The organism is Streptomyces sp. NPDC104313, assembly GCF_055583985.1.
Map to the genome: position 1 here is coordinate 80,416 of NZ_JBVJMW010000012.1, position 19,648 is coordinate 100,063.

Annotated in this window: 18 protein-coding genes; 8 read left to right on the top strand and 10 right to left on the bottom strand. The window is 72.9% G+C overall.

What is annotated here, in order from left to right; genetic code table 11:
* Positions 1 to 157 precede the first annotated feature (157 nt).
* Both ACZ60Q_RS25745 and ACZ60Q_RS25750 read right to left on the bottom strand, forming a co-directional pair.
* Positions 158 to 1,009, bottom strand: a complete 852-nt coding sequence (locus tag ACZ60Q_RS25745; RefSeq protein ID WP_469639549.1) for a dioxygenase family protein — start codon at positions 1,007 to 1,009, stop codon at positions 158 to 160.
* A 153-nt stretch (positions 1,010 to 1,162) separates the two neighbouring features.
* Positions 1,163 to 2,533 carry an alpha-lytic protease prodomain-containing protein gene (locus tag ACZ60Q_RS25750; protein WP_469639098.1) on the bottom strand — a complete coding sequence of 457 codons (1,371 nt, stop codon included), beginning with the start codon at positions 2,531 to 2,533 and terminating at the stop codon, positions 1,163 to 1,165.
* Positions 2,534 to 2,784: 251 nt separating this feature from the next.
* Between ACZ60Q_RS25750 and ACZ60Q_RS25755 the strand changes: the two genes are divergently transcribed.
* A complete protein-coding gene (locus ACZ60Q_RS25755; RefSeq protein ID WP_469639101.1) occupies positions 2,785 to 3,465 on the top strand; it encodes a phosphotransferase in 681 nt (226 codons plus the stop codon).
* Between the two features lie 115 nt (positions 3,466 to 3,580).
* Here ACZ60Q_RS25755 and ACZ60Q_RS25760 read toward each other — a convergent pair whose 3' ends face one another.
* Positions 3,581 to 3,862: a DUF3263 domain-containing protein gene (locus ACZ60Q_RS25760; protein ID WP_469639104.1), complete on the bottom strand. Its 282-nt coding sequence runs from the start codon at positions 3,860 to 3,862 to the stop codon at positions 3,581 to 3,583.
* 44 nt (positions 3,863 to 3,906) lie between these two features.
* Entirely contained in the window at positions 3,907 to 5,184 is a 1,278-nt protein-coding gene (locus tag ACZ60Q_RS25765) for an ABC transporter substrate-binding protein (protein WP_469639107.1), read from the bottom strand.
* Between the two features lie 425 nt (positions 5,185 to 5,609).
* Between ACZ60Q_RS25765 and ACZ60Q_RS25770 the strand changes: the two genes are divergently transcribed.
* From ACZ60Q_RS25770 to ACZ60Q_RS25780, 3 genes are all read left to right on the top strand, one after another.
* Positions 5,610 to 6,500: an ROK family protein gene (locus tag ACZ60Q_RS25770; protein WP_469639552.1), complete on the top strand. Its 891-nt coding sequence runs from the start codon at positions 5,610 to 5,612 to the stop codon at positions 6,498 to 6,500.
* Positions 6,500 to 7,657, top strand: a complete 1,158-nt coding sequence (gene nagA, locus ACZ60Q_RS25775; protein ID WP_469639110.1) for an N-acetylglucosamine-6-phosphate deacetylase — start codon at positions 6,500 to 6,502, stop codon at positions 7,655 to 7,657. Before ACZ60Q_RS25770 ends, nagA begins: the two co-directional genes overlap by 1 nt.
* 148 nt (positions 7,658 to 7,805) lie before the next feature.
* Positions 7,806 to 8,732, top strand: coding sequence for a 1-phosphofructokinase family hexose kinase (locus ACZ60Q_RS25780; protein ID WP_469639113.1), 927 nt, complete (start codon positions 7,806 to 7,808; stop codon positions 8,730 to 8,732).
* A 55-nt stretch (positions 8,733 to 8,787) separates the two neighbouring features.
* On the opposite strand, the gene ACZ60Q_RS25785 is transcribed toward ACZ60Q_RS25780, so the two are convergent.
* Positions 8,788 to 9,774: a carbohydrate-binding protein gene (locus tag ACZ60Q_RS25785; protein WP_469639116.1), complete on the bottom strand. Its 987-nt coding sequence runs from the start codon at positions 9,772 to 9,774 to the stop codon at positions 8,788 to 8,790.
* Between the two features lie 143 nt (positions 9,775 to 9,917).
* Positions 9,918 to 11,573, bottom strand: coding sequence for a diguanylate cyclase CdgB (gene cdgB / locus ACZ60Q_RS25790; protein WP_469639119.1), 1,656 nt, complete (start codon positions 11,571 to 11,573; stop codon positions 9,918 to 9,920).
* A gap of 418 nt (positions 11,574 to 11,991) precedes the next feature.
* Here cdgB and ACZ60Q_RS25795 point away from each other — a divergent pair, with 418 nt between their 5' ends.
* The gene (locus tag ACZ60Q_RS25795; protein WP_469639555.1) at positions 11,992 to 12,498 is read left to right on the top strand and encodes a flavin reductase family protein; all 507 of its coding nucleotides are present in this window, start codon (positions 11,992 to 11,994) and stop codon (positions 12,496 to 12,498) included.
* Between the two features lie 56 nt (positions 12,499 to 12,554).
* Here ACZ60Q_RS25795 and arfB read toward each other — a convergent pair whose 3' ends face one another.
* Positions 12,555 to 12,989, bottom strand: coding sequence for an alternative ribosome rescue aminoacyl-tRNA hydrolase ArfB (gene arfB, locus ACZ60Q_RS25800; protein ID WP_469639122.1), 435 nt, complete (start codon positions 12,987 to 12,989; stop codon positions 12,555 to 12,557).
* A 216-nt stretch (positions 12,990 to 13,205) separates the two neighbouring features.
* On the opposite strand from arfB, the gene ACZ60Q_RS25805 reads away from it, so the two are divergent.
* A complete protein-coding gene (locus ACZ60Q_RS25805) occupies positions 13,206 to 13,781 on the top strand; it encodes a TerD family protein (RefSeq protein WP_219610745.1) in 576 nt (191 codons plus the stop codon).
* Positions 13,782 to 13,995: 214 nt separating this feature from the next.
* On the opposite strand, the gene ACZ60Q_RS25810 is transcribed toward ACZ60Q_RS25805, so the two are convergent.
* The 3 genes from ACZ60Q_RS25810 to ACZ60Q_RS25820 form a co-directional block, all read right to left on the bottom strand.
* Positions 13,996 to 15,417, bottom strand: coding sequence for a M1 family metallopeptidase (locus ACZ60Q_RS25810; protein ID WP_469639125.1), 1,422 nt, complete (start codon positions 15,415 to 15,417; stop codon positions 13,996 to 13,998).
* Positions 15,418 to 15,509: 92 nt separating this feature from the next.
* The gene (locus ACZ60Q_RS25815; protein WP_469639128.1) at positions 15,510 to 16,760 is read right to left on the bottom strand and encodes a hypothetical protein; all 1,251 of its coding nucleotides are present in this window, start codon (positions 16,758 to 16,760) and stop codon (positions 15,510 to 15,512) included.
* A gap of 42 nt (positions 16,761 to 16,802) precedes the next feature.
* Entirely contained in the window at positions 16,803 to 17,360 is a 558-nt protein-coding gene (locus ACZ60Q_RS25820) for a GlcG/HbpS family heme-binding protein (RefSeq protein WP_469639131.1), read from the bottom strand.
* A gap of 231 nt (positions 17,361 to 17,591) precedes the next feature.
* Here ACZ60Q_RS25820 and ACZ60Q_RS25825 point away from each other — a divergent pair, with 231 nt between their 5' ends.
* On the top strand, positions 17,592 to 18,998 hold the full coding sequence (locus ACZ60Q_RS25825; RefSeq protein ID WP_469639134.1) for a sensor histidine kinase: 1,407 nt from the start codon (positions 17,592 to 17,594) through the stop codon (positions 18,996 to 18,998).
* Entirely contained in the window at positions 18,995 to 19,639 is a 645-nt protein-coding gene (locus ACZ60Q_RS25830) for a response regulator (protein ID WP_469639136.1), read from the top strand. Before ACZ60Q_RS25825 ends, ACZ60Q_RS25830 begins: the two co-directional genes overlap by 4 nt.
* Positions 19,640 to 19,648 lie beyond the last annotated feature (9 nt).

A 19,648-nucleotide genomic window follows, 5' to 3' on the forward strand; every position in this document is an offset into this window, starting at 1 on the left:
CTCGGCCGTGCTTCGAAAGTCCCGCCTGCCCGGCGCCGCCCTCGTGCGACGTTCCCCGGCCGGGTCCGGACAGCGCGGAGGAACACGAGAAGCGCCCCGTCCACGCGCCGGACGGCGTGAACGGGGCGCGGGCGGTGGTGCGCTCGCTGTTCCTCATCTACCCGCGTTCCCACAACGCGGGGACGTTCGGCGGCTCCCAGCCCGACACGGCCCGGTGCGCCTGCAGACAGCGGTAGGCGACCCCGCCGTACGTCACGCGGTCACCCGCGCGGTAGGAGGTGCCGGTGGCCCAGGTGGTGGACCCCGGCTCGGTGGGCGGATCGGTCGGGTCGGGTGTCTGGGCGACATCCAGCACGAAGTCGAAGGTGCCCTGGCGCCCGTTCCCGACGTCGCGGACGTTCATCAGCAGCTCGGGGTCGAACAGCGCGTCGGTGTTGTTGCGCGGCTCGTTCGGGAAGTACAGCTGGGTGGTGAGGACGCGCCCGCCGGGCGCCTGCGCCTTCACGTGGAGGTGCCGCGTACGGCCCGGGTAGAGGCCCGGCACGATGGTGGTCAGGCCGAACGACCCGTCCGTGCCGGTGAACTGATGCCCGCGGAAGGCGAACCGGGCCATGTCGTACGACCCGTTGGTGTCGGCCTGCCAGAAGTCGAGCAGGGCCCCGGAGACGGGCCGGCAGGCCCGGCCGAAGACGTAGCCGCTGACGGTGAGCGGCACGCCGGGGGTGCTCGGGGTCACCAGGCTGGAGCGGCGCGGCGAGTCGGGCTTGAAGTACGGCCCCTCCATCTGTGGCGGCGTCGTGTCGTCGCCGTCGTCGCACTCCGGGGTGGGAGCCAGGGGCCCGTTCCCGGTGGAGGGGGCGTCCCGGGCGAGCGCGACGCCTCCTCCGGCGAGCAGGGGCGCGGCGCTCGCGACGAGCGCGGCCTTCAGGAGACCTTTGCGGCTGATCCGCCGCCGGTCCCCCGACGCCTCGTCGGACGCGTCGGGCTCATGGGGGGAGGTGCTGTCCATGGGTGGGGTCATGACTGTTTCCTCGGAGTCCTCGGGGAGCCTCGGCGCGGGGAGACGGGAGGCGGGAGGTTCAGGAGGTTCAGGAGGTTCAGGAGGTTCGGTGGCGCCGGACCGGTCCCGGGGGCGGTCGGACCTGGGACCGGTCGTGGGCGGTCAGACCCGCTGCCAGAGCGCCGGCACGGCCGCCGGGGTCCAGCCGGGCTGGGCGGTGTGTCCCTGGAGGCAGCGGTAGGTCGCTCCGCCGTACGTCACCGTGGCTCCGGCGGCGTACACGGTGCCGGCCGCCCAGGTGCCGCCCGGCGGGTCGGTCGGCGGGGTGGTGGGCGGGTCCGTCGGGGTACCGCCGCCGCTGGTGACCAGGGTCAGCCCGTACGCCTGGAGCAGCGGGTTGATGGGCTGGAAGTACGTCGTTCCGCCGGAGGAGCAGTTGCCCGAGCCCCCGGAGGTGACGCCCTGGGCCTGGTTGCCGGAGATGTACGAGCCGCCGGAGTCGCCCGGTTCGGCGCAGACGCTGGTGCGGGTCACCCCGGAGATGGTGCCTTCCGGGTAGGTGACGCTGGTGTTCAGCTGCTGGATGGTGCCGCAGTGCCAGCCCGTGGTGGAGCCGGAGCGGCAGACCGAGGCTCCGACGACGGACGCGCCGGAGCCGGCGACGGTGGCGTCGCCCCGCCCGTAGCCGTTGACCAGCGGACGCGGGGTCCAGTTGGCGTTGGTGGCGACCCAGGCGATGTCCCGGCCCGGGAAGGTCGAGCCCTGGAAGGTGCCCTGGGCCTGCTGGTTGACGCCGGTGGTGGTCGTGCCGACCCGTCCGCAGTGGCCCGCGGTGGCGAAGCCGTTCTGCGTGCCGCGCGTCACCGGGAAGCCGACGGAACACCGGCCGGAGCCGTTCATGAAGTACGCGTCGCCGCCGCGGATGTCGGCGAAAGTGCGGGGCCGCTCGGCGGACCGGGCGACCGTGACGAGGGCGCCGCCGACCCCGGCCGCCTTCAGGAACGCCTGTCCGGCGGCGGTGCTCGCGGCGTTCACGACGACCCGGTTGGTCTCGACGTCGACGTACCAGACGGGCACGTCCTTCGGGGCCTTGCGCAGCGCGGCCCGGTCGAGGGCGTTCTTGACGCCTTCGAGCCGGTCCAGGCTGTGGCCGACGACCTCGGCCTTCGCTCCGGCGTCGGTGATCCGGACGGCCTCGGAGGCATCGGTGGTGGCAACGGTCAGGGTCGCCTTCACACCGCTGACCCGGGCTCCGGCGAAGCTGGCGCCGAGGGAATCCTCCAGCCCGGCGGCGATGGCGGCGGCGCGGTACTCGTGGGCTATCCGGCTCCGGGCGTCGTCCGCGCCCAGGCCGAGGTCGCTCTCCAGGGCGGCCAGCAGTCCGGGGGACAGGCTGTCCTCGGAGACCGGCGGGACGGCGGGCGCGGGGTCGGCGGACGCCACGCCGGTCAGCCCGGCGAGGGCGAGCGCACCCACGGCCACCGCGGCGGTGCCGACGGCGAGGGCGCGTCTGCGGAGCGTGGCACTTTCCACGTGACTCTCCTTGGGCCAGGGGGTGTCCGGATCCAGTGGGGGTTGGTCCGGACCGGGGAATTGCCGAAACCGTAGCGGCGGCGGCACCCGGCGCAGGAGATCCCGTTCGCCCCCTCCCTCCGCGTTATGGGGCCGCGCGGCACCTGCGTCGGCCCACCGCGCAGGCGGGTACGGAGCCGATTTCGCGGCCCGGCCGGGCGAAGCGGGAGCGCGTCTCCCCTTCGGCGGGGCGCCCGGGTAGGTTCGGCCCCATGCACACAGGGCAACTTCTGGGCTCGGGACGCACCGCCGACGTGTACGCACTCGACGACTCCTGGGTCCTTCGCCGTTACCGGGACCGCACCGACACCACGGAGGAGCTGGCCGTGATGAGTTACGTCGGCGCCTTCGGCTTCCCGGTGCCGCGCATCGGTCCGCCCGCCGAGGGGGCCCGCCCCACGGACCTGGTGCTCCAGCGGCTGGCCGGCCCGACCCTGGCCGAGGCCCTGCCGGCGGGGCGGCTGGGGGCGGCCGAGGCGGGCGCGCTGCTCGCCCGGCTGCTGCGCGAGCTCCACGCGATACCGCCCCGGGTCTCGGCGAACCCGGAGGACTGCGTGCTCCATCTGGATCTGCGTCCGGAGAACGTGGTGCTGACGGAGGAGGGCGCGGTGGTGATCGACTGGTCCACCGCGGCGGAGGGGCCACCCGGTCTCGACCGGGCGATGTCGGCGCTGGCCCTGGCCCGGAGCGCGCTCGACCCGGAGTTCCCGGCCGCGGCGGACGTCCGCCACCTGCTGGCGGCGCTCCTCGCGGAACTCGCCGACGACGGCGGCGCGTCGCCTGCCGATCTGGCGCTCGCCCACGCCCGCCAGCGGGTGAACCCGTATCTGACCGACCGCGAACGGGGCCGCCTGGACCGGGCGGTGGACCTGGTACTGGGCTGCGCCCCGTAAGTTCGAGCGCCTCCGGGGGGAATCGAGCCCTCCGGCGATGGAGGAGCGGGGCGCGGCGGGGCGCTTGGGGCGCGTAACGGCGGCCCGGGGCGGAGCCCCCGATCGGCCCGCGCGCTCAGCGCCGCCCGCGCTTCGCGTCGCGCACACGCCGCAGCCGGTTCACCGTGACCGGATCCTCGCGCAGCGCCCGCTCGTCGTCGATCAGCGCGTTCAGCAGCTGGTAGTAGCGGACCGGCGAGATCCCGAGCTCCTCGCGGATCGCCCGCTCCTTCGCCCCGGGCCCCGCCCAGGACCGCCGCTCCAGGGCCAGCAGTGCCCGATCCCGTAGGGACAGCCCGTCGGCGTCGGGGGCGGGCTCGGCCCGGGGATCGTGGGGCTCGTGGTCGGGGGCGGTCATATCAGCCAACCTAATCCCCACCCCCGACACCGCGCCCGCGGCGACTACTCGGCGGCCTCCGCCCGGGATGCCTCGGCGGCTATCCCCCCAAGGATGCTCTCGGGGTTGCTGCCCGGTGCGACCGCGCTGCCGATGTTCTTCTTGATCGCGTCGCTCGCCGTGGCCCAGGACGTCTTGCCGTAGGGGATGAACGTCGAGTTCGGCAGTGCCGCCAGGAACGGACGCAGCTTCTTGTGCTTCTTGTCGGTCTCCATCGCGGCGGAGGCGCTGCCGGTCACCGGGAGCATGTCGTACTGGTCGGCGAACTCCAGCACGTTCTCGTCGGAGTAGGCGTAGTCGAAGAACTTGCCTATCTCCTGGCGGTGGCCCTTCTCCTTGAAGCCCATCATCCAGTCGGCGACGCCCATGGAGCCCTTGGTCGGGCCGTCGGGGCCGGGCAGCGGCACCATGCCGACCTTGATGCCCTTGGCCTCGGCCTTTTCCATCAGGGTGGGATGGCCGTTGAGCATGCCGACCTCGCCGTCGGCGAACGCCTCGAACGCCTTCGCCCGGTCCAGCTTGCCCGGCGCGACCGGGCCGGTGAGGCCCTCACCGACGAGGTTGTCGCGCAGCCAGCGGAACGTGGCGACGTTCTCCGCCGAGTCGATGTCGTACGCGCCGACGTCGTCCGTATAGCCACCGCCACCGCTGAGCAGCCACATGAGGGTCTCGGCCTGGGCCTCCTCCGGGCCGAGCGGCAGGGCGAAGGGGTAGTCGACGCCCTTCGCCTTGAGCGCGGCGGCGTCGCTCCGGATGTCGTCCCAGGTCTGGGGGGCGCCCAGGCCCGCCTGGTCGAAGAGCTTCTCGTTGTAGAAGAGCAGCCGGGTGCTGGTGACGAAGGGCAGGCCGTACAGCGTGCCGTTGATCTTGCCCGCGTCGGTGAGCCTCGGCAGGAAGTTCGCCGTGGTGCGGATCGCGAGCGTCTCGTCGGCGGTGTAGAGCTTGCCCGCCTTGGCGTAGTCCGCGTACGCGCCGATCTGGGCGATGTCCGGGGCGTCGCCGGCCTTGACCATCGCGGCGACCTCGCGGTCGACGTCCTTCCAGTGAAGGACGGAGACGTCGACCTTGATGCCGGGATGCTCCTGCTCGAAGCCCGCCGCGACTCCGCTCCAGTACTTCTCGGAGCTGTTCTCCGGGCCGGTGCCGTAGTCGGCCGCGACCAGCTTGAGCGTGACGTCGCCCGAATCGCCGTCACCGCCGCAGCCCGCCAACGTCGCCGTCATTCCCAGCGCGGCCACCACCGCGGTCAGACCCAAAAAGCGCCGCTGCACAGCCTCGCCCATCCTCGTTGATCGCCTGGCTCACGGACGGTGCGCACGGCACCGGCCTCCGATCGGCCGCGGCAGGACCGCCCTGTCCTGGACACCGTCCGGATGAACTGCGATTTTCCCCCATTGGCGACACGGAGGTCTACACCACCGGAGTATCGCTTCGGCAACGTCTACGGACCCCGGGGGCCACAACTGGCGTACGCGTACTGGCAGTCGGGGACCCCGACGCGTATATTGGTCCAGACCTTTAGCCCGATTCCCCCCGATCCGGCTTCCCCATTAGTGACTTTCCGGCAGAAAAAGACCAGCCTTCACTCGTTCATCATTTTGTATGGGTGCGCAACAAACCGCGCTAGTGGACTAGACCTTTTGGGGGTCGGCGGGCGAAACTGTCTCCCGTGAGACATGTCATCGCCCTCGATGTGGGCGGCACCGGAATGAAGGCCGCACTGGTCGGGACCGACGGCACCCTCCTCCACGAGGCGCGGCGAGCCACCGGCCGGGAGCGCGGCGCCGACGCGGTCGTCGAGACCATCCTCGCGTTCGCGGCGGATCTGCGGGCCCACGGCGAGGAGCACCTCGGTGAGAGCGCCGTCGCCGCCGGAGTCGCCGTGCCCGGCATCGTCGACTCCGAGAAGGGCATCGCGGTGTACGCCGCGAACCTGGGCTGGCGCGACGTACCGCTGCGCGCCCTGCTGGGGACCCGCCTCGGCGTCCCCGTCGCCCTCGGTCACGACGTCCGCACGGGCGGGCTCGCCGAGGGCCGGATCGGGGCCGGGCGGGGCGCGGACCGCTTCCTGTTCGTCCCGCTGGGCACCGGGATCGCCGGGGCCATCGGCATCGCGGGCGCCATCGAGGCGGGCGCCCACGGGGACGCGGGCGAGATCGGCCACATCGTGGTCCGCCCGGACGGCCCCGACTGCAGCTGCGGCCAGCGCGGCTGTCTGGAGACGCTGGCCTCGGCCGCCGCGGTGACCCGGGCCTGGGCCGCCGCCTCCGGGGACCCCGGGGCGGACGCCGCGGACTGTGCGAAGGCCGTCGAGTCGGGCGACCCGGCGGCGGTCCGGGTCTGGCAGGACGCGATCGACGCGCTCGCCGCCGGCCTCGTCACCGCGCTCACCCTCCTCGACCCGGGCACCCTCATCATCGGTGGCGGTCTCGCCGAAGCCGGGGAAACCTTGTTCACACCACTGCGTGCGGCCGTCGAGGAACGCGTCACGTTCCAGAAACTGCCCCACATCGTCCCGGCGGCCCTCGGGGACACCGCCGGATGCCTGGGCGCGGGGCTGCTCGCCTGGGATCTACTCTCCACGGAGGTTTCCGCCTGATGGCCGGACGCGCAGCAGACAGCACCGTTCTCGCCGGCGCCCGGGTGGTGCTCCCCACCGGCACCGTCGAGGACGGCCGGGTGGCCGTCGAGTCCACCCGGATCTCCGGTTCCGCACCGGAGGGCGCCCGGACCATCGACCTCGCCGGCCACTGGGTGGTCCCCGGCTTCGTGGACATGCACAACCACGGCGGCGGCGGGGCCTCCTTCACCTCCGGCACCGTCGACGAGGTCCTCACCGGCATCCATACGCACCGCGAGCACGGCACCACCACCATGGTCGCCTCCACGGTCACCGGCGAGATGGACTTCCTCGCCCGGCGCGCGGGCATCCTGTCCGAGCTGGTCGAGCAGGGCGACCTGGCCGGGATCCACTTCGAGGGCCCCTTCATCTCGCCGTGCCGCAAGGGCGCCCACAGCGAGGAGCTGCTCCGCGACCCGGCCCCGGCCGACGTCCGCAAGCTGCTGGACGCCGCGCGCGGCACCGCCCGGATGTTCACCCTCGCCACCGAACTGCCCGGCGGCATCGACTCCGTACGGCTGCTCGCCGAGCACGGGGTCATCGCCGCGATCGGCCACACGGACGCGACGTACGAGCAGACCGTCGAGGCCATCGACGCGGGCGCGACCGTCGCCACACACCTGTTCAACGCGATGCCGCCGCTCGCCCACCGCGCCCCCGGCCCGATCGCCGCCCTCCTGGAGGACGACCGGATCACCGTCGAGCTGATCAACGACGGCACACATCTGCACCCGGCCGTCCTGGAGCTGGCCTACCGCCACAAGGGCGCGGGCCGCGTCGCGCTGATCACCGACGCGATGGACGCCGCCGGCTTCGGCGACGGGGAGTACCAGCTCGGCCCGCTCGCGGTCGCGGTCACCGACGGGGTGGCCCGGCTGGTGGAGGGCGGCTCGATCGCCGGCTCCACGCTCACCCTGGACACCGCGTTCCGGCGGGCCGTCACCCTCGACGACATCCCCGTCGAGGACGTCGTCCGGTCCATCTCCGCCAACCCGGCCCGGCTCCTCGGCGTCTACGACCGGGTCGGCTCGCTCGACCCGGGCAAGGACGCCGACCTCGTCGTCCTCGACGAGAACTTCGTCCTCAAGGGCGTCATGCGCCGCGGCGAGTGGATCATCGAGCCGAAGACCGTCTAGGCGCGGCGGTGGAGACGTAACGAAGCGGTGGCGGTCGGCCCGCGGGACTGGGCCGACCGCCACCGCTTTGACATGATCATCGGATTGGCGTGCCGCGGACGGGTGCGCGTACCGCTGGGAACACGCACCGAGGAAGGGACCGGCAGAGGTGATCCTGACCGTCACTCCGAACACCGCGCTCGACGTGACCTACACCGTCGACGCGCTCGTCCCGCACCGCAGCCACCGGGTCGGCGAGGTCACCGAACGCCCCGGCGGCAAGGGCCTCAACGTCGCCCGGGTGCTCGGCGCACTGGGCCACGACTGCGTCGTCACCGGCTTCGTCGGCGGCGCGACCGGGGACGTTCTGCGCTCCCTGCTCGCCCCGCTCCCGCCACGCGACGCCCTCGTTCCCGTCGCCGGGAACACCCGCCGCACGCTCGCGATCACCGACCGCTCGACCGGCGACACCACCCAGCTCAACGAACCCGGACCGCAGGTGAGCCCCGCCGAATGGGCCGCCTTCCTGCGGACGTACGAGGAGTTGGTCGCCGGAGCCGACGCCGTCGCGCTCTGCGGCAGTCTGCCGCCCGGCATCCATGTCGGGGCCTACGCGGATCTGATCCGGATCGCCCGCGCCGCCGCCGTGCCCGTGCTGCTCGACACCAGCGGCGAACCGCTGCGCCGGGGCATCGCCGCCCGCCCCGACCTGGTCAAGCCGAACGCGGAGGAGCTGGCCCTGCTGACCGGCTCCCGCGAACCGCTGCGCGCCGCCCGCGACGCCCGCCGCCGCGGGGCCCGCTCCGTGATCGTGTCCCTGGGCCCGGAAGGCATGCTCGCGCTCACCCCGGATGGTGTCTGGCGGGCCGCCCCGCCCGCCCCCGTACGCGGCAACCCGACCGGCGCGGGCGACTCGGCGGTGGCCGGGCTGCTGTCCGCCCTGGCCGAGGGTCTCGACTGGCCGGAGCGCCTCGCCCGGGCGGTGGCCCTGTCGGCGGCGACCGTGCTGGCCCCGACGGCCGGCGAGTTCGACGCGGCGGCCTACGCGGAGCTGCTGCCCCGCGTCACGGTCCAGCCGCACACGCCGACGCCCTGACCACCTCGCGGGCGGTCAGGGCGTCGGATGCCCGGAGCGGATGTCCGGGGTGTGACTAGCTCTTGATGTGGCCGGACTTCATCTCCAGCTGGTCGAGATTGGCGTCGCACTCGTCGCCCGTCTCGCACGACAGCTTGAGGTTGTTGGAGCCCTTGTCGAGCTGGACGTACGCGTACGTGTTCGTCCAGCCCTTCTCCAGATCGCCCTCGGGGGCCCGCGCGAAGTTCTTCATGTTGATGGAGCGGGGCTCCTGCGCGTTGACCGTCAGGGTCGTCTTCGCGTCCTTGCCTGGCACGCCGTACGTCACGTACAGGGTGTACGCGCCGGCCTCGGGAACCTCGACCGTCCAGGTGGCCGACCGGCCGACCTCGTTCAGGTTGATGTAGTTGCCGTTCGCGCCCTTGGCGCCCTTGACCGTGGAGTCCAGGGCCGCTGTGCCGCCCAGCGTCAGCGTCGCCGCGTCCTGCTTCGGCAGCTCGACCGGCTTCGGGTTCTCCTTGGGCTTCTTCTCCGGCTTCTTCGACTCCTCGACCTCGCCGGCGGGACCCTGCGAGGAGGACGCCTCGTTCTTGTTGCCGTCCTGGTCACCGTCGTCGCCCGTGAGCAGGGCGGCGCCGATGCCGATGAGGACGACCGCGACCACGGCGACCGCCGCGATCAGGAGCGCCTTCGTGTTCGGACCGCCCCGGCCCGGACCGCCGCCACGGCCGCCCTGCGCCGGAGGCTGTCCGTTGGACCCGCCGCCCGGGTAGGTCTCGGGGGCCGCGTACTGCGACTGCGGCGCCTGCTGCTGGCCGTAGCTCTGCTGGGGCGGGTAGCCGTACCCGCCCTGCTGCTGCGGCGCCTGACCGTACTGGCGCTCGCCGACGGCACGCACCTGGTTGTAGGACGTTCTGGGCACGCCCGGCTGTGCGGCCGGCCCCGGGTAGCCGTAGCCGCTCTGGCCGGGCGGCTGGGCGCCTGCCGCCATTCCGTCCGCGTACAGATAGCCGAACGGATCGTCGTCCTCGGGCTTGCTCGCGCCGTTGTTTCCGGCCGTCATCCCTGGGTCACTCCTCACCATGTCGCCAGCCGTCGCCGACCGGCCGAGCCTACCTCGAACGGAGCAGGCCCCGAGTTGTTCTCAGTGACCCGGGCGGCCGTCGGGGAACGGGTACGGGGTAGGGGAGGAACGGGTCGTGAACGTCATCCGGCCCTGCGGTGAACCTTCGACCGGGACCGCTTTTCCACGTACATCCGCTGGTCGGCGGAGCGCAGGACCTCTTCGACGGTCATTCCGCACTCGGCCCAGCCGATGCCGAAGCTCGCCCCGACCCGGACCGCGCGACCGTCGACCCTTATGGGCGGAATGATGGCATTTCTCAGGCGAACGGCCAGGTCAGCGGCGTCCGCCGCCCCGAGGCCGTCGGCGAGAACGACGAATTCGTCACCCCCGAGCCGGGCGACGGTGTCGCCGTCCCGCACACAGATGCTCAGCCGCCGGGCGACCTCGATGAGCACGGCGTCGCCGGTGTGGTGCCCGAAACGGTCGTTGATGGACTTGAAGCCGTCGAGGTCACAGAAAAGGACCGCGAGGCCCTTCGTCCCGTCGTCGTGCTCCGGGTCCGGGGCCACCGCGTGCACATGGTGCTCGAAGGGACCGCCGCCCGGGACCGCCTCACCCTCGTAGCCGTCGGCCTGGTAGCCATGGGTCAGGGACGACTCGACGTCCCCGTAGGCCGCGTCCAACGCCTCGATCGCGGTCGCGGCCGGGGAGTGCGGCCGCTCGCAGATCCGGTCGCTGAGCCGCGACTTCAGCTCGGCACTGTTGGGCAGCCCGGTCAGCGCGTCGTGCGAGGCGCGGTGGGCGAGGTTCAGCTCGTGCCGCTTGCGCTCCTCTATGTCCTCGACATGGGTGAGCAGGAAGCGCGGCCCGTCCGCGGTGTCGGCGACGACCGAATTGCGCAACGAGACCCACAGATAGGTGCCGTCCCGGCGGCTCAGCCGCAGCTCGGCCCGGCCGCCCTCGGCGGAGGTGCGCAGCAGGGTGCCGATGTCCTCGGGGTGAACCAGGTCGGCGAAGGAGTAACGGCGCATGACGGAGGCCGGGCGGCCGATCAGCCGGCACAGGGCGTCGTTGGTGCGCAGCAGCCTGCCCTGCTGGTCGCCGCCCATCTCCGCGATGGCCATCCCGCTGGGCGCGTACTCGAAGGCCTGCCGGAAGGACTCCTCGCTGGCCCGCAGCGCCTGCTGCTCCCGCTCCAGGCGGACCAGGGCGCGCTGCATGTTGGCCCGCAGGCGGGCGTTGCTGATCGCGATGGCGGCCTGGGACGCGTACATCTGGAGCGCTTCGCGCCCCCAGGCTCCGGGGCGGCGCCCGTTGCGCGGCCGGTCGACGGATATGACCCCGAGGAGGTCCCGGCCGCCCGCGGAGGCGTACATCGGGGCGTAGAGCCGGTCCAACGGGTGCCACTCGTCCTCGAACCGGGGTTCGGGCCCCTCGGTGTGCCACTGGGGTACGTCGTCGTCGAGGAGGACCCAGCCCTCGGTGTGCGGGATGAAGCGGAGGTTCTCCCAGGCCTCACCCATGGAGAGCCGGCGCTCCCAGGAGGCGCGGGAGCCGACGCGACCGGTGATCAGGGCCTCGGCCGCGGCGTTGCCCGCGAAGGCGGCGATGACGAGGTCGCCGTCCGGCCGGACCAGATTCACGCAGCCCAGCTCGTAGCCGAGACCCTCGACGATCCCGTCGGCCACGGTCTGCAGCGTGTCCGCCAGGCTCCGCGCCGTATTGAGATCAGCGACGGCCTGATGCAGCTGCCGCATGGTCGCAAGGCGGACGTACGGTTCCGACTCGGCCTCCATCGCTCGCACTCCCCGAGACCTCGACAGCAACTCCAGGTTTCATATCGACGTACTTGTTGCAGTGTCACGGCCACTGAATCACAGTGAGCTGTGCACCCGGTACACAGGGTCAGCAGAAAATGGACTCTGTGACTCAAGTCACAACAGATGGTCCGGGGGGTGTCGGCGACTCAGGGTGACGGTCCCCGTTCGGTGCGGAGCGGGAAGGGCCGGTTCCCGTGGTGTGCGCCCGCGTTTCGCACGGCTCGTGTGCCCGCGCACGGCTCGTGTGACCGCGCACGCGGTCCCTGACGGAGTCCTAGGACCGGCCTGGTCCCCTGGCCCGATGCGACCGCCCGGCCCCCGCGGTTAGCGTCTGTGTGTGTTCCAGACGAAGCCGATCGCCCCCCACCCCGAGCCCACCCCCCATGCTGAGGGAGTGAGCAACGACGAGTTCCGTGCCGCACTCGCACGGCTGGCCGCCGGGGTGGTGCTGGTCACCGCCCAGGAGCCGCCCCTCGACGAGGACGGCCGGGGCGAGGACGTGGGCATGACGGCGACCGCCTTCATGTCCGTATCCCTGGAACCGCCCCTGGTGATGGTGAGCCTGCGCAACGGCTCCCGGATGGACGACCTGCTGGACGAGCAGCCGCTGTGGGCGGTCTCCGTCCTGGCCGCCGGCCAGCGGCACATCGCGGGGCGGTTCGCCATGAAGGGCCGGATCAGCGACCGGCTGCTGTTCGAGGACGTCCCGTACGTACGGGGCGAGGTCACGCACGCGCCGCTGATCGGCGGGGCGCTGGCGACGCTGGAGTGCCGTACCGAGCAGCGCGTGGTGGCCGGGGACCACACCCTGGTGATCGGGCGGGTGCTCACGGCGGAGCTGCCGAGCCCGGAGGGCGACCCGCTGGCGTACTTCAAGGGGCGGTATCGCCAGTTGGGCTGACGTTACGTTCCGGCGCCGGCCGCACGGGCGCGGCGCCGGTCACACGGGCGCGGCGTCTACCAGTCGCGGCCCGAGCGCCCGCGCTTGGTGTCGCCGCGCTGCTTCTTCTCCCGCAGTCTGCGCTCGTTGATCCCGCGCGGGATCTTCCGCTTGATCCGGGGCCTGGGCGGCGGCGCCGTGGCCTCGGCGAGGAGTGCGGCGAGCCGCACGGCGGCCGTCTCGCGGTTGCGCCACTGGGAGCGGTGTTCGGAGGCCCGTACGGAGATCACCCCGCCCACCAGCCTGCTCGCGAGCCGCTCCAGCGCCCGCGCCTTCCACACCTCGGGGAGCGCGTCGGTCGCCGCCAGGTCGAGGCGCAGCTCCACCTGGGAGTCGCTGGTGTTGACGTGCTGGCCGCCGGGCCCGGAGGACCGCGAGAAACGCCACATGAGCTCGGCCTCCGGGAGGGAGACCGAGCCGCGGATGACATAGGGCCCGGACATGACACCCATGGTCCCTTCCCGGCACCCCCTTCGTCACCTTCTTTAGCGCGTTCTTCAGCACGCGGGATCCGCGCGGGGTCCGCTGACCGGCTCCACTTCGGCACGAAGTCCGGCAAAGAAAGTAAAGCGACCAGGAACCTCGTGGTCTGCTGCTTGCGTTATGACGGGTGACGGTAGCTTTCGTGATGGCACGAAGCCCGCACACGACGAGGAAAGGGACTTCCCATGGCAGTAAGCCTGTCCAAGGGCGGCAACGTCTCGCTCACCAAGGAGGCACCGGGCCTTACCGCCGTCACGGTCGGCCTCGGCTGGGACGTCCGCACCACCACCGGCACCGACTTCGACCTCGACGCCTCGGCGATCGCGGTCAACCCGGCGGGGAAGGTCGTCTCGGACGGCCACTTCGTCTTCTTCAACAACAAGTCGACGCCGGACCAGACCATCGTGCACACCGGTGACAACGTCACGGGTGAGGGCGAGGGCGACGACGAGCAGATCAACGTCAACCTGGCGGGTCTGCCGGCCGACGTGGACAAGATCGTCTTCCCGGTCTCGATCTACGACGCCGAGAACCGCAACCAGAACTTCGGCCAGGTCCGCAACGCGTTCATCCGCATCCTCAACCAGGCCGGCGGCGCCGAGATCGCCCGCTACGACCTGAGCGAGGACGCCGCCACCGAGACCGCCATGGTCTTCGGCGAGCTCTACCGCAACGGCGCCGAGTGGAAGTTCCGCGCGGTCGGCCAGGGGTACGCCTCCGGCCTGCGCGGCATCGCCCAGGACTTCGGCGTCAACCTCTGACCCGAGCGCGCAACTGCTTCATCGCTTCACCGGAGCCCCCGGCCGCCTTCGCGGCCGGGGGCTCCGGCGTGTGTGAGGCGCCGTCACCCTGCCTGCCCGTACGGCGGAGAATCCGCTACTCCGCCGCACACCCACCACGGCGCGGCGAAGACCTGGACCGGGGTCGACGTCAAGGGACGCGGTACGTCAGCGAGTACGGGAGCCGGTCGGCCCTTCAAACGGGCGGGCGGCTCCTGCCGTACAGCCAGGCGTCCCACAGTGCCGTCAGGTCCCGCCCCGTCTCCTCCTCCACGTAGGCGGTGAAGTCGCCGGTCGAGGCGTTGGCGTGCCGGTGGGCCTTCGTCCACCCCTTGACCAGGGCGAAGAACGCCCGGTCGTCGTCCAGGGCGAGCCGGACGCGGTGCACGGCCATCGCCCCGCGCCCGTAGACCGGCGGCTCGGACAGCTCGGCGGCGGTCGGCGGATCCGCCGGCGGGAAGGCCCAGTTCGCGTCGTCCTCGTACGCCTCCTGGAAGCTCTCCTGAACCGGTACGTCCTCGTGGTCGGCGGCCCAGAGCCACTCCGCGTACGTGGCGAAGCCCTCGTTCAGCCACATGTCCCGCCAGGTCGCGGGGGTGACGGAGTTCCCGAACCACTGGTGGGCCAGTTCGTGGACGAGGAGCGCGGTGTCCGGCGGGCCGGGGTAGACGGGCCGGTTCTGGGTCTCCAGGGCGTAGGCCGAGTCGCCCGTCCGCTCGACGATCGCCCCGGCGGAGGAGAACGGATACGGTCCGAACTTCCCTGCCGACCACTTCAGCACGGCCGGAATCCGCGCCAGCACGTCCTCGCTCGCCGTCGCCGACTCCGGGTCCACGGCGGTGAACAGCCGGATGCCGTCGGGGGTCACCGACTCCTCGGTGGCGAACCGCCCCACGGCGACGGTCGCCAGATAGCTCGCCATCGGTTCGGCGGTCCGCCAGCGGTGGGTGGTGCGGCCGTTCGCCGTACGCCGGGACACCAGTTCCCCGTTGGAGATCCCCGCGAGTCCCTCGGGGACGGTGATCGCGATGTCGTACGCGGCCTTGTCGCTCGGGTGGTGGTTGCCGGGGAACCAGGCCAGGGATCCGGCCGGTTCGCCGAGGGCGACCGCGCCGTCCGCCGTCCACAGCCAGCCCTCCTTCGACCCGTCCGGGTCGGTGATCGTCTCCGGGGGGCCGGAGTAGCGCACGACGGCGGTGAACGTACGCCCTTCGCGCAGCCGGTCCTCGGCCTCGGCCGCCGGACGCAGCGTCAGCTCCCTGCCCGCCCGGTTCACGGCGGCCGGGCGGCCCTCGACCGTGGCGCCGTCCACGTCGAGCCCGGCGAGGTCGAGGTGGAAGGCGCTCAGGTCCTGGGTGGCGCGGGCGGTGATCGTGGCCGTGCCGCGCAGCCGGCCGGCGCCCGGGTCGACGTCGAGCTCCAGGCCGTAGTGGGTGACGTCGTAGCCGCCGTTGCCGAGCCCCGGGAAGTACGGGTCGCGCAGTCCGACCGCTCCCGGGGTCCCCTGCACCCCTCCCGTACAGCCGCCGCCGAGCAGCGCCAGGGCGAGGGCCAGCGGCAGCGGGGTGCGGGCGGTGCGCCGCCGGGCCGGGGCGGGGGCCGGGGTTCGGTGGTCCACGCCGTCGATCCTAGAGACGCGCGTCGGGGGCGAGATGCCCGACGCCCGGGAAGGAGCCGCCCGCCTCGGGGGGAGGAACGGGCGGCTCCAGCTCAGAGGACCGCGATTCCGAGCGGCCGGTTGCCTGCCTCCAGGCGGACCGGCTCGCTCTTCTCGTCGTCCAGGTCGACGGCCGTGATGCCGTTCCAGTAACCGTCGCGGGTGAAGCCACCGGTGACGTACGCCGTCCGGCCGTCCTTCGACACCGCCACGTCCTCGTGCGGCCCGCCCAGTGGGACGACCCGCTCCGTGCCGTCGGGGGACCGGACGGTGAGCGAGGGGTCCTCGTCGTCCGATCCGATCGGGCCGGTGCCCACCACGAGGAGGGTGCCGTCCGGGGCGAGGGCCGCGCCGTGCTGGTGGGTGTTGGCGGTCATCGGCTCGATGGCCACCTCTCCGGTGCGCGGGTCGAGGACCGCGAGCCGCTCCCCCTCGAACGGCAGCAGCAGCTTGCCGTCCTCGGGGCGCACGACGGCGTAGTGCGGCTTCAGCCAGGAGCCGAGCCCGCCCTCCGTGCCGTACGGGGCGACTTCCATGCGCCGGGTCTCCAGCGAGTCGGCGTCCACCGCCGTCACGTCGAAGGAGTCGTGATCGGTGGCGTACACCTCGCGGCCGTCCGGCGACACGTCCACGTCGAAGGGACGCATGCCGACCGGAGCGGCGCCGGTGACCTCGCGGGTCGCGGTGTCGATGACCTCGACCGTGCCGTCGCCGCCGGGCACGTTGACCCCGACGTAGACGTGTTTCCCGTCCGGGGCCAGGGCGATGCCCATGCCGCCGCCCCGGTACTCGCCGGTGGTGACCGGGCCGGACTCCGTCTCGTACGGGACGAGCGCCAGCCGGGTCCGCTCCCGCGTGTCGACGACCGCGACTCCCTCGGCGGTGGCGACCCAGGCCCGCCCGTCCTCGCCGACGACGAGGCCGTAGGGCGCGGTGCCGACCCGCACCGAGGCGACGGGGGCCCCGCCCTTCCCGGACCCGTTCCGGCCGGGGTCGACGAAGGTCACGGTGTCGCCGCCGAAGTCGGCGACGAGGAGGGTGCCTTCAGGAGTGCGGCCGGCGGGGGTACGGGAGGGGTCGGCGGTCGCCACGGTGCCGGACGCGGCGGACGAGCCCGGAATGTCCGGAGCGTCCGGGGCCGCCTCCGTCGGGCCGGCCGAGCACCCGGCGAGCAGGGCGGCGGCGGCGAGCCCGAGGGCGAGGGCGAGACGACGGGTGCGGGTGCCGCCCTCGATCGCGGTGCGCACACCTTCGGTGTCGCCGGTGCGCGCGGCGGTGAGCAGGCCGTGATCGAGGGCGTTCATGGGTACTCCGTTCCCGGCTGTTCCTGTGCGGATGGTGCGTGACTACCGGGCGAGGGCCGCGACGCCCGCCTGGGCGAACTTCTCGTCGAGGTCGCCGCTGGGCGCGCCGGCCACCCCGATGCCGGCTACCGGGGCGCCCTTGACCTGCACCGGGGCACCGCCCCCGAGGAACAGGGTGCCAGGGATGTCCTTCAGGTTCGGGGCCTGCTCCAGGCGCTTGACCAGCTCGGAGGTGGGGGCGTTCCAGGAGACGGCGGTGTACGCCTTCTTCACAGCGGACTCGGGGGACTGCGGGCCCGCGCCGTCGCCGCGCAGGGAGACGATGGTGTTGCCGTTGCGGTCGACGACCGCGACGGAGATCCGCTGGTTCTCCTTCTTCGCCGCGTCCAGTGTGGCCTGCGCGGCCTTGGTGGCGGCGGCCACGGTCAGCTGCGTCGTCTGCTGGAGGTTACGGTTGCCCGTGTCCGCCTTGGCCGCGGCGGCGGGGGCGGCGGCCGGGGAGGAGGCACTCGCGGACATCGCGCCGAACGTGCCGGCCCCGAGGGCGGTGACGACGACGGCGCCGGTGACGACACGGGTGCGCAGCGACAGCTTCTTCATGGTGGCTCCTTGGTGGTCCGGGGGCGGCCCGGTGGTCCGGGCGTTTCGCTCTGGTATCGATCCTCCCGGCGGATCCGGCCCCGTACGGTCGACGTACCGGCTGGAAGCGACGCGCGGGTCGGCCGACGCCCCCGTCAGCCGATCGGTTGATGCAAGGGTGGCCGGATCGGGTCACCATGGAAGATCCACGCAGGTCAGCAGGGGCGGGCGAGACAGAACACGAGGTACGAGGTGGACCACCGGAGCGATCCGCAGACCTCGGAGGGGGGCGGCTCCGCCGACGCCGGACCCGGCTCGGGGCGGGCCGCCGACCCCACTCCGGGTCCCGGCACCGCCCCCGGATCGGGTCTGGGCGCCGACAGTCCGGACCTCGGCTCGGACCCCGGCGCCGACCCAGGCGCCGACCCCGGCTCGGACCCCGACGCCCGCTGGCTCGCGCTCCTGATGCACGCCGCGTTCTTCCTGCTGCTCGGCGCCTCGCTGACCCGGTTCCTGATGCGGCACCCCGGGGAGGCCCGCACCCCGTGGATCATCGCCCTGTCGATCACCCTGGCGGTGCTGTACCTCCTGGGACCCGTCCTGGGTTCACGCCCCACCCCGCGCCGGCTCGCCTGGCTCGGCGTGCTCGTCCTCGTCTGGATGGTGCTGGTCGTCCTCGCGCCGAGCTTCGCGTGGTGCGCGGTGCCGTTGTTCTACACCGGGCTGCGCATCCTGCCGCCGCGCGCGGCCCTCGCCCTGGTCGCCCTGCTCACCGCGTTCGTCGTGGCCGCACAACTGCGCCTGGCCCAGGGGTTCGACCCGAACCTGGTCCTCGCCCCGCCCGCGGTCGCCGCCGTGGCGACCGCCGTCTTCGTCCATATGCGGCGCCAGGCGGTACGCCAGGGGGAACTGGCCGGACGCCAGCGCGAGCTGATCGACGACCTGCTGCGCACCCGGCGCGAACTGGCCGCCACCGAGCGGCGCGAAGGGACCCTCGCCGAGCGCCAGAGGCTCTCCATGGAGATCCACGACACCCTGGCCCAGGGCCTGTCCAGCCAGCAGATGCTGCTCCAGGCGGCCGACCGCACCTGGACGGCCGATCCGGACGCGGCCCGCCGCCATGTCCGTACGGCCACCGGCATCGCGGAACGCAACCTCGCCGAGGCCCGCCGCTTCGTCCACGACCTGGCCCCCGCCGACCTGGCGCAGGGCGGCGGCCTGGAGGCGGCCCTGCACACGCTGGCGGCCCGGGAGAGCGCCCAGGCGCAAGGCGCGCTCACCGTCCACTGCCATGTGGAGGGCGCCCCGCACGCCCCGCTGCCGGACCGGGCGCAGTCCGCCCTGCTGCGCATCGCCCAGGGGGCCCTGGCCAATGTGCGGGAGCATTCCGGGGCCACCGCCGCCGGGCTGACCCTGACCCACCTCGACGACCGGGTGGTCCTCGACATCGGCGACAACGGCCGCGGCTTCACCGTGGAACCCGCGGGCGGCCGCGGCCCCGACACCGTGCGCGGCCATGGGCTCCCAGCGATCCGGGCCCGCGTGCACCAGCTCGGCGGAACGCTCACCATCGAGTCGGCCCCGGGCGAGGGCACGGTGCTCTCGGCCACGGTCCCGCTCGCGCCCGCCCCCCTCACCGTCCCGGAGGACCCCGCATGACCGGCCGAGGCCCGCAGCCGCCCCCCGTACGCATCCTGCTCTGCGACGACCACGTGGTCGTCCGCGCCGGGCTGCTCGCCCTCCTCGGCAGCGAACCGGACATCGAGGTCGTCGGCGAGGCGGGCAGCGGCGAGGAGGCCGTGGTCCTCGCCGCCCGGCTCACCCCGGACGTCGTCCTCATGGACCTCCAGCTCGGCGAGGGCATCGACGGGGTGGAGGCGACCCGCCGCATCGCGGCCGACGGCACGGTCCACGTCCTGGTGCTGACCACGTACGACACCGATGCCGACATCACCCGGGCCATCGAGGCGGGGGCCACCGGCTATCTCCTGAAGGCGGAGCGCCCCGAGGAACTGTTCGCCGCGATCCGGGCCGCCGCGCAGGGCCGCACCACGCTCTCGGCCCCCGTCGCCAGCCGGGTCATGGCCCGGATGCGCAGCCCCCGCCCCAGCCTCACCGACCGTGAACGCGACATCCTGGCCCAGCTCTCCCAGGGCCTCGGCAACCGCGACATCGCCCGCGCCCTGTTCATCAGCGAGGCCACGGTCAAGACCCACCTGGGCCGGATCTACGACAAGCTCGGCGTCGACACCCGTGCGGGCGCGGTGTCGGTGGCGAAGGAGCAGCGCCTGCTGCCGTGAGCCGGGGCG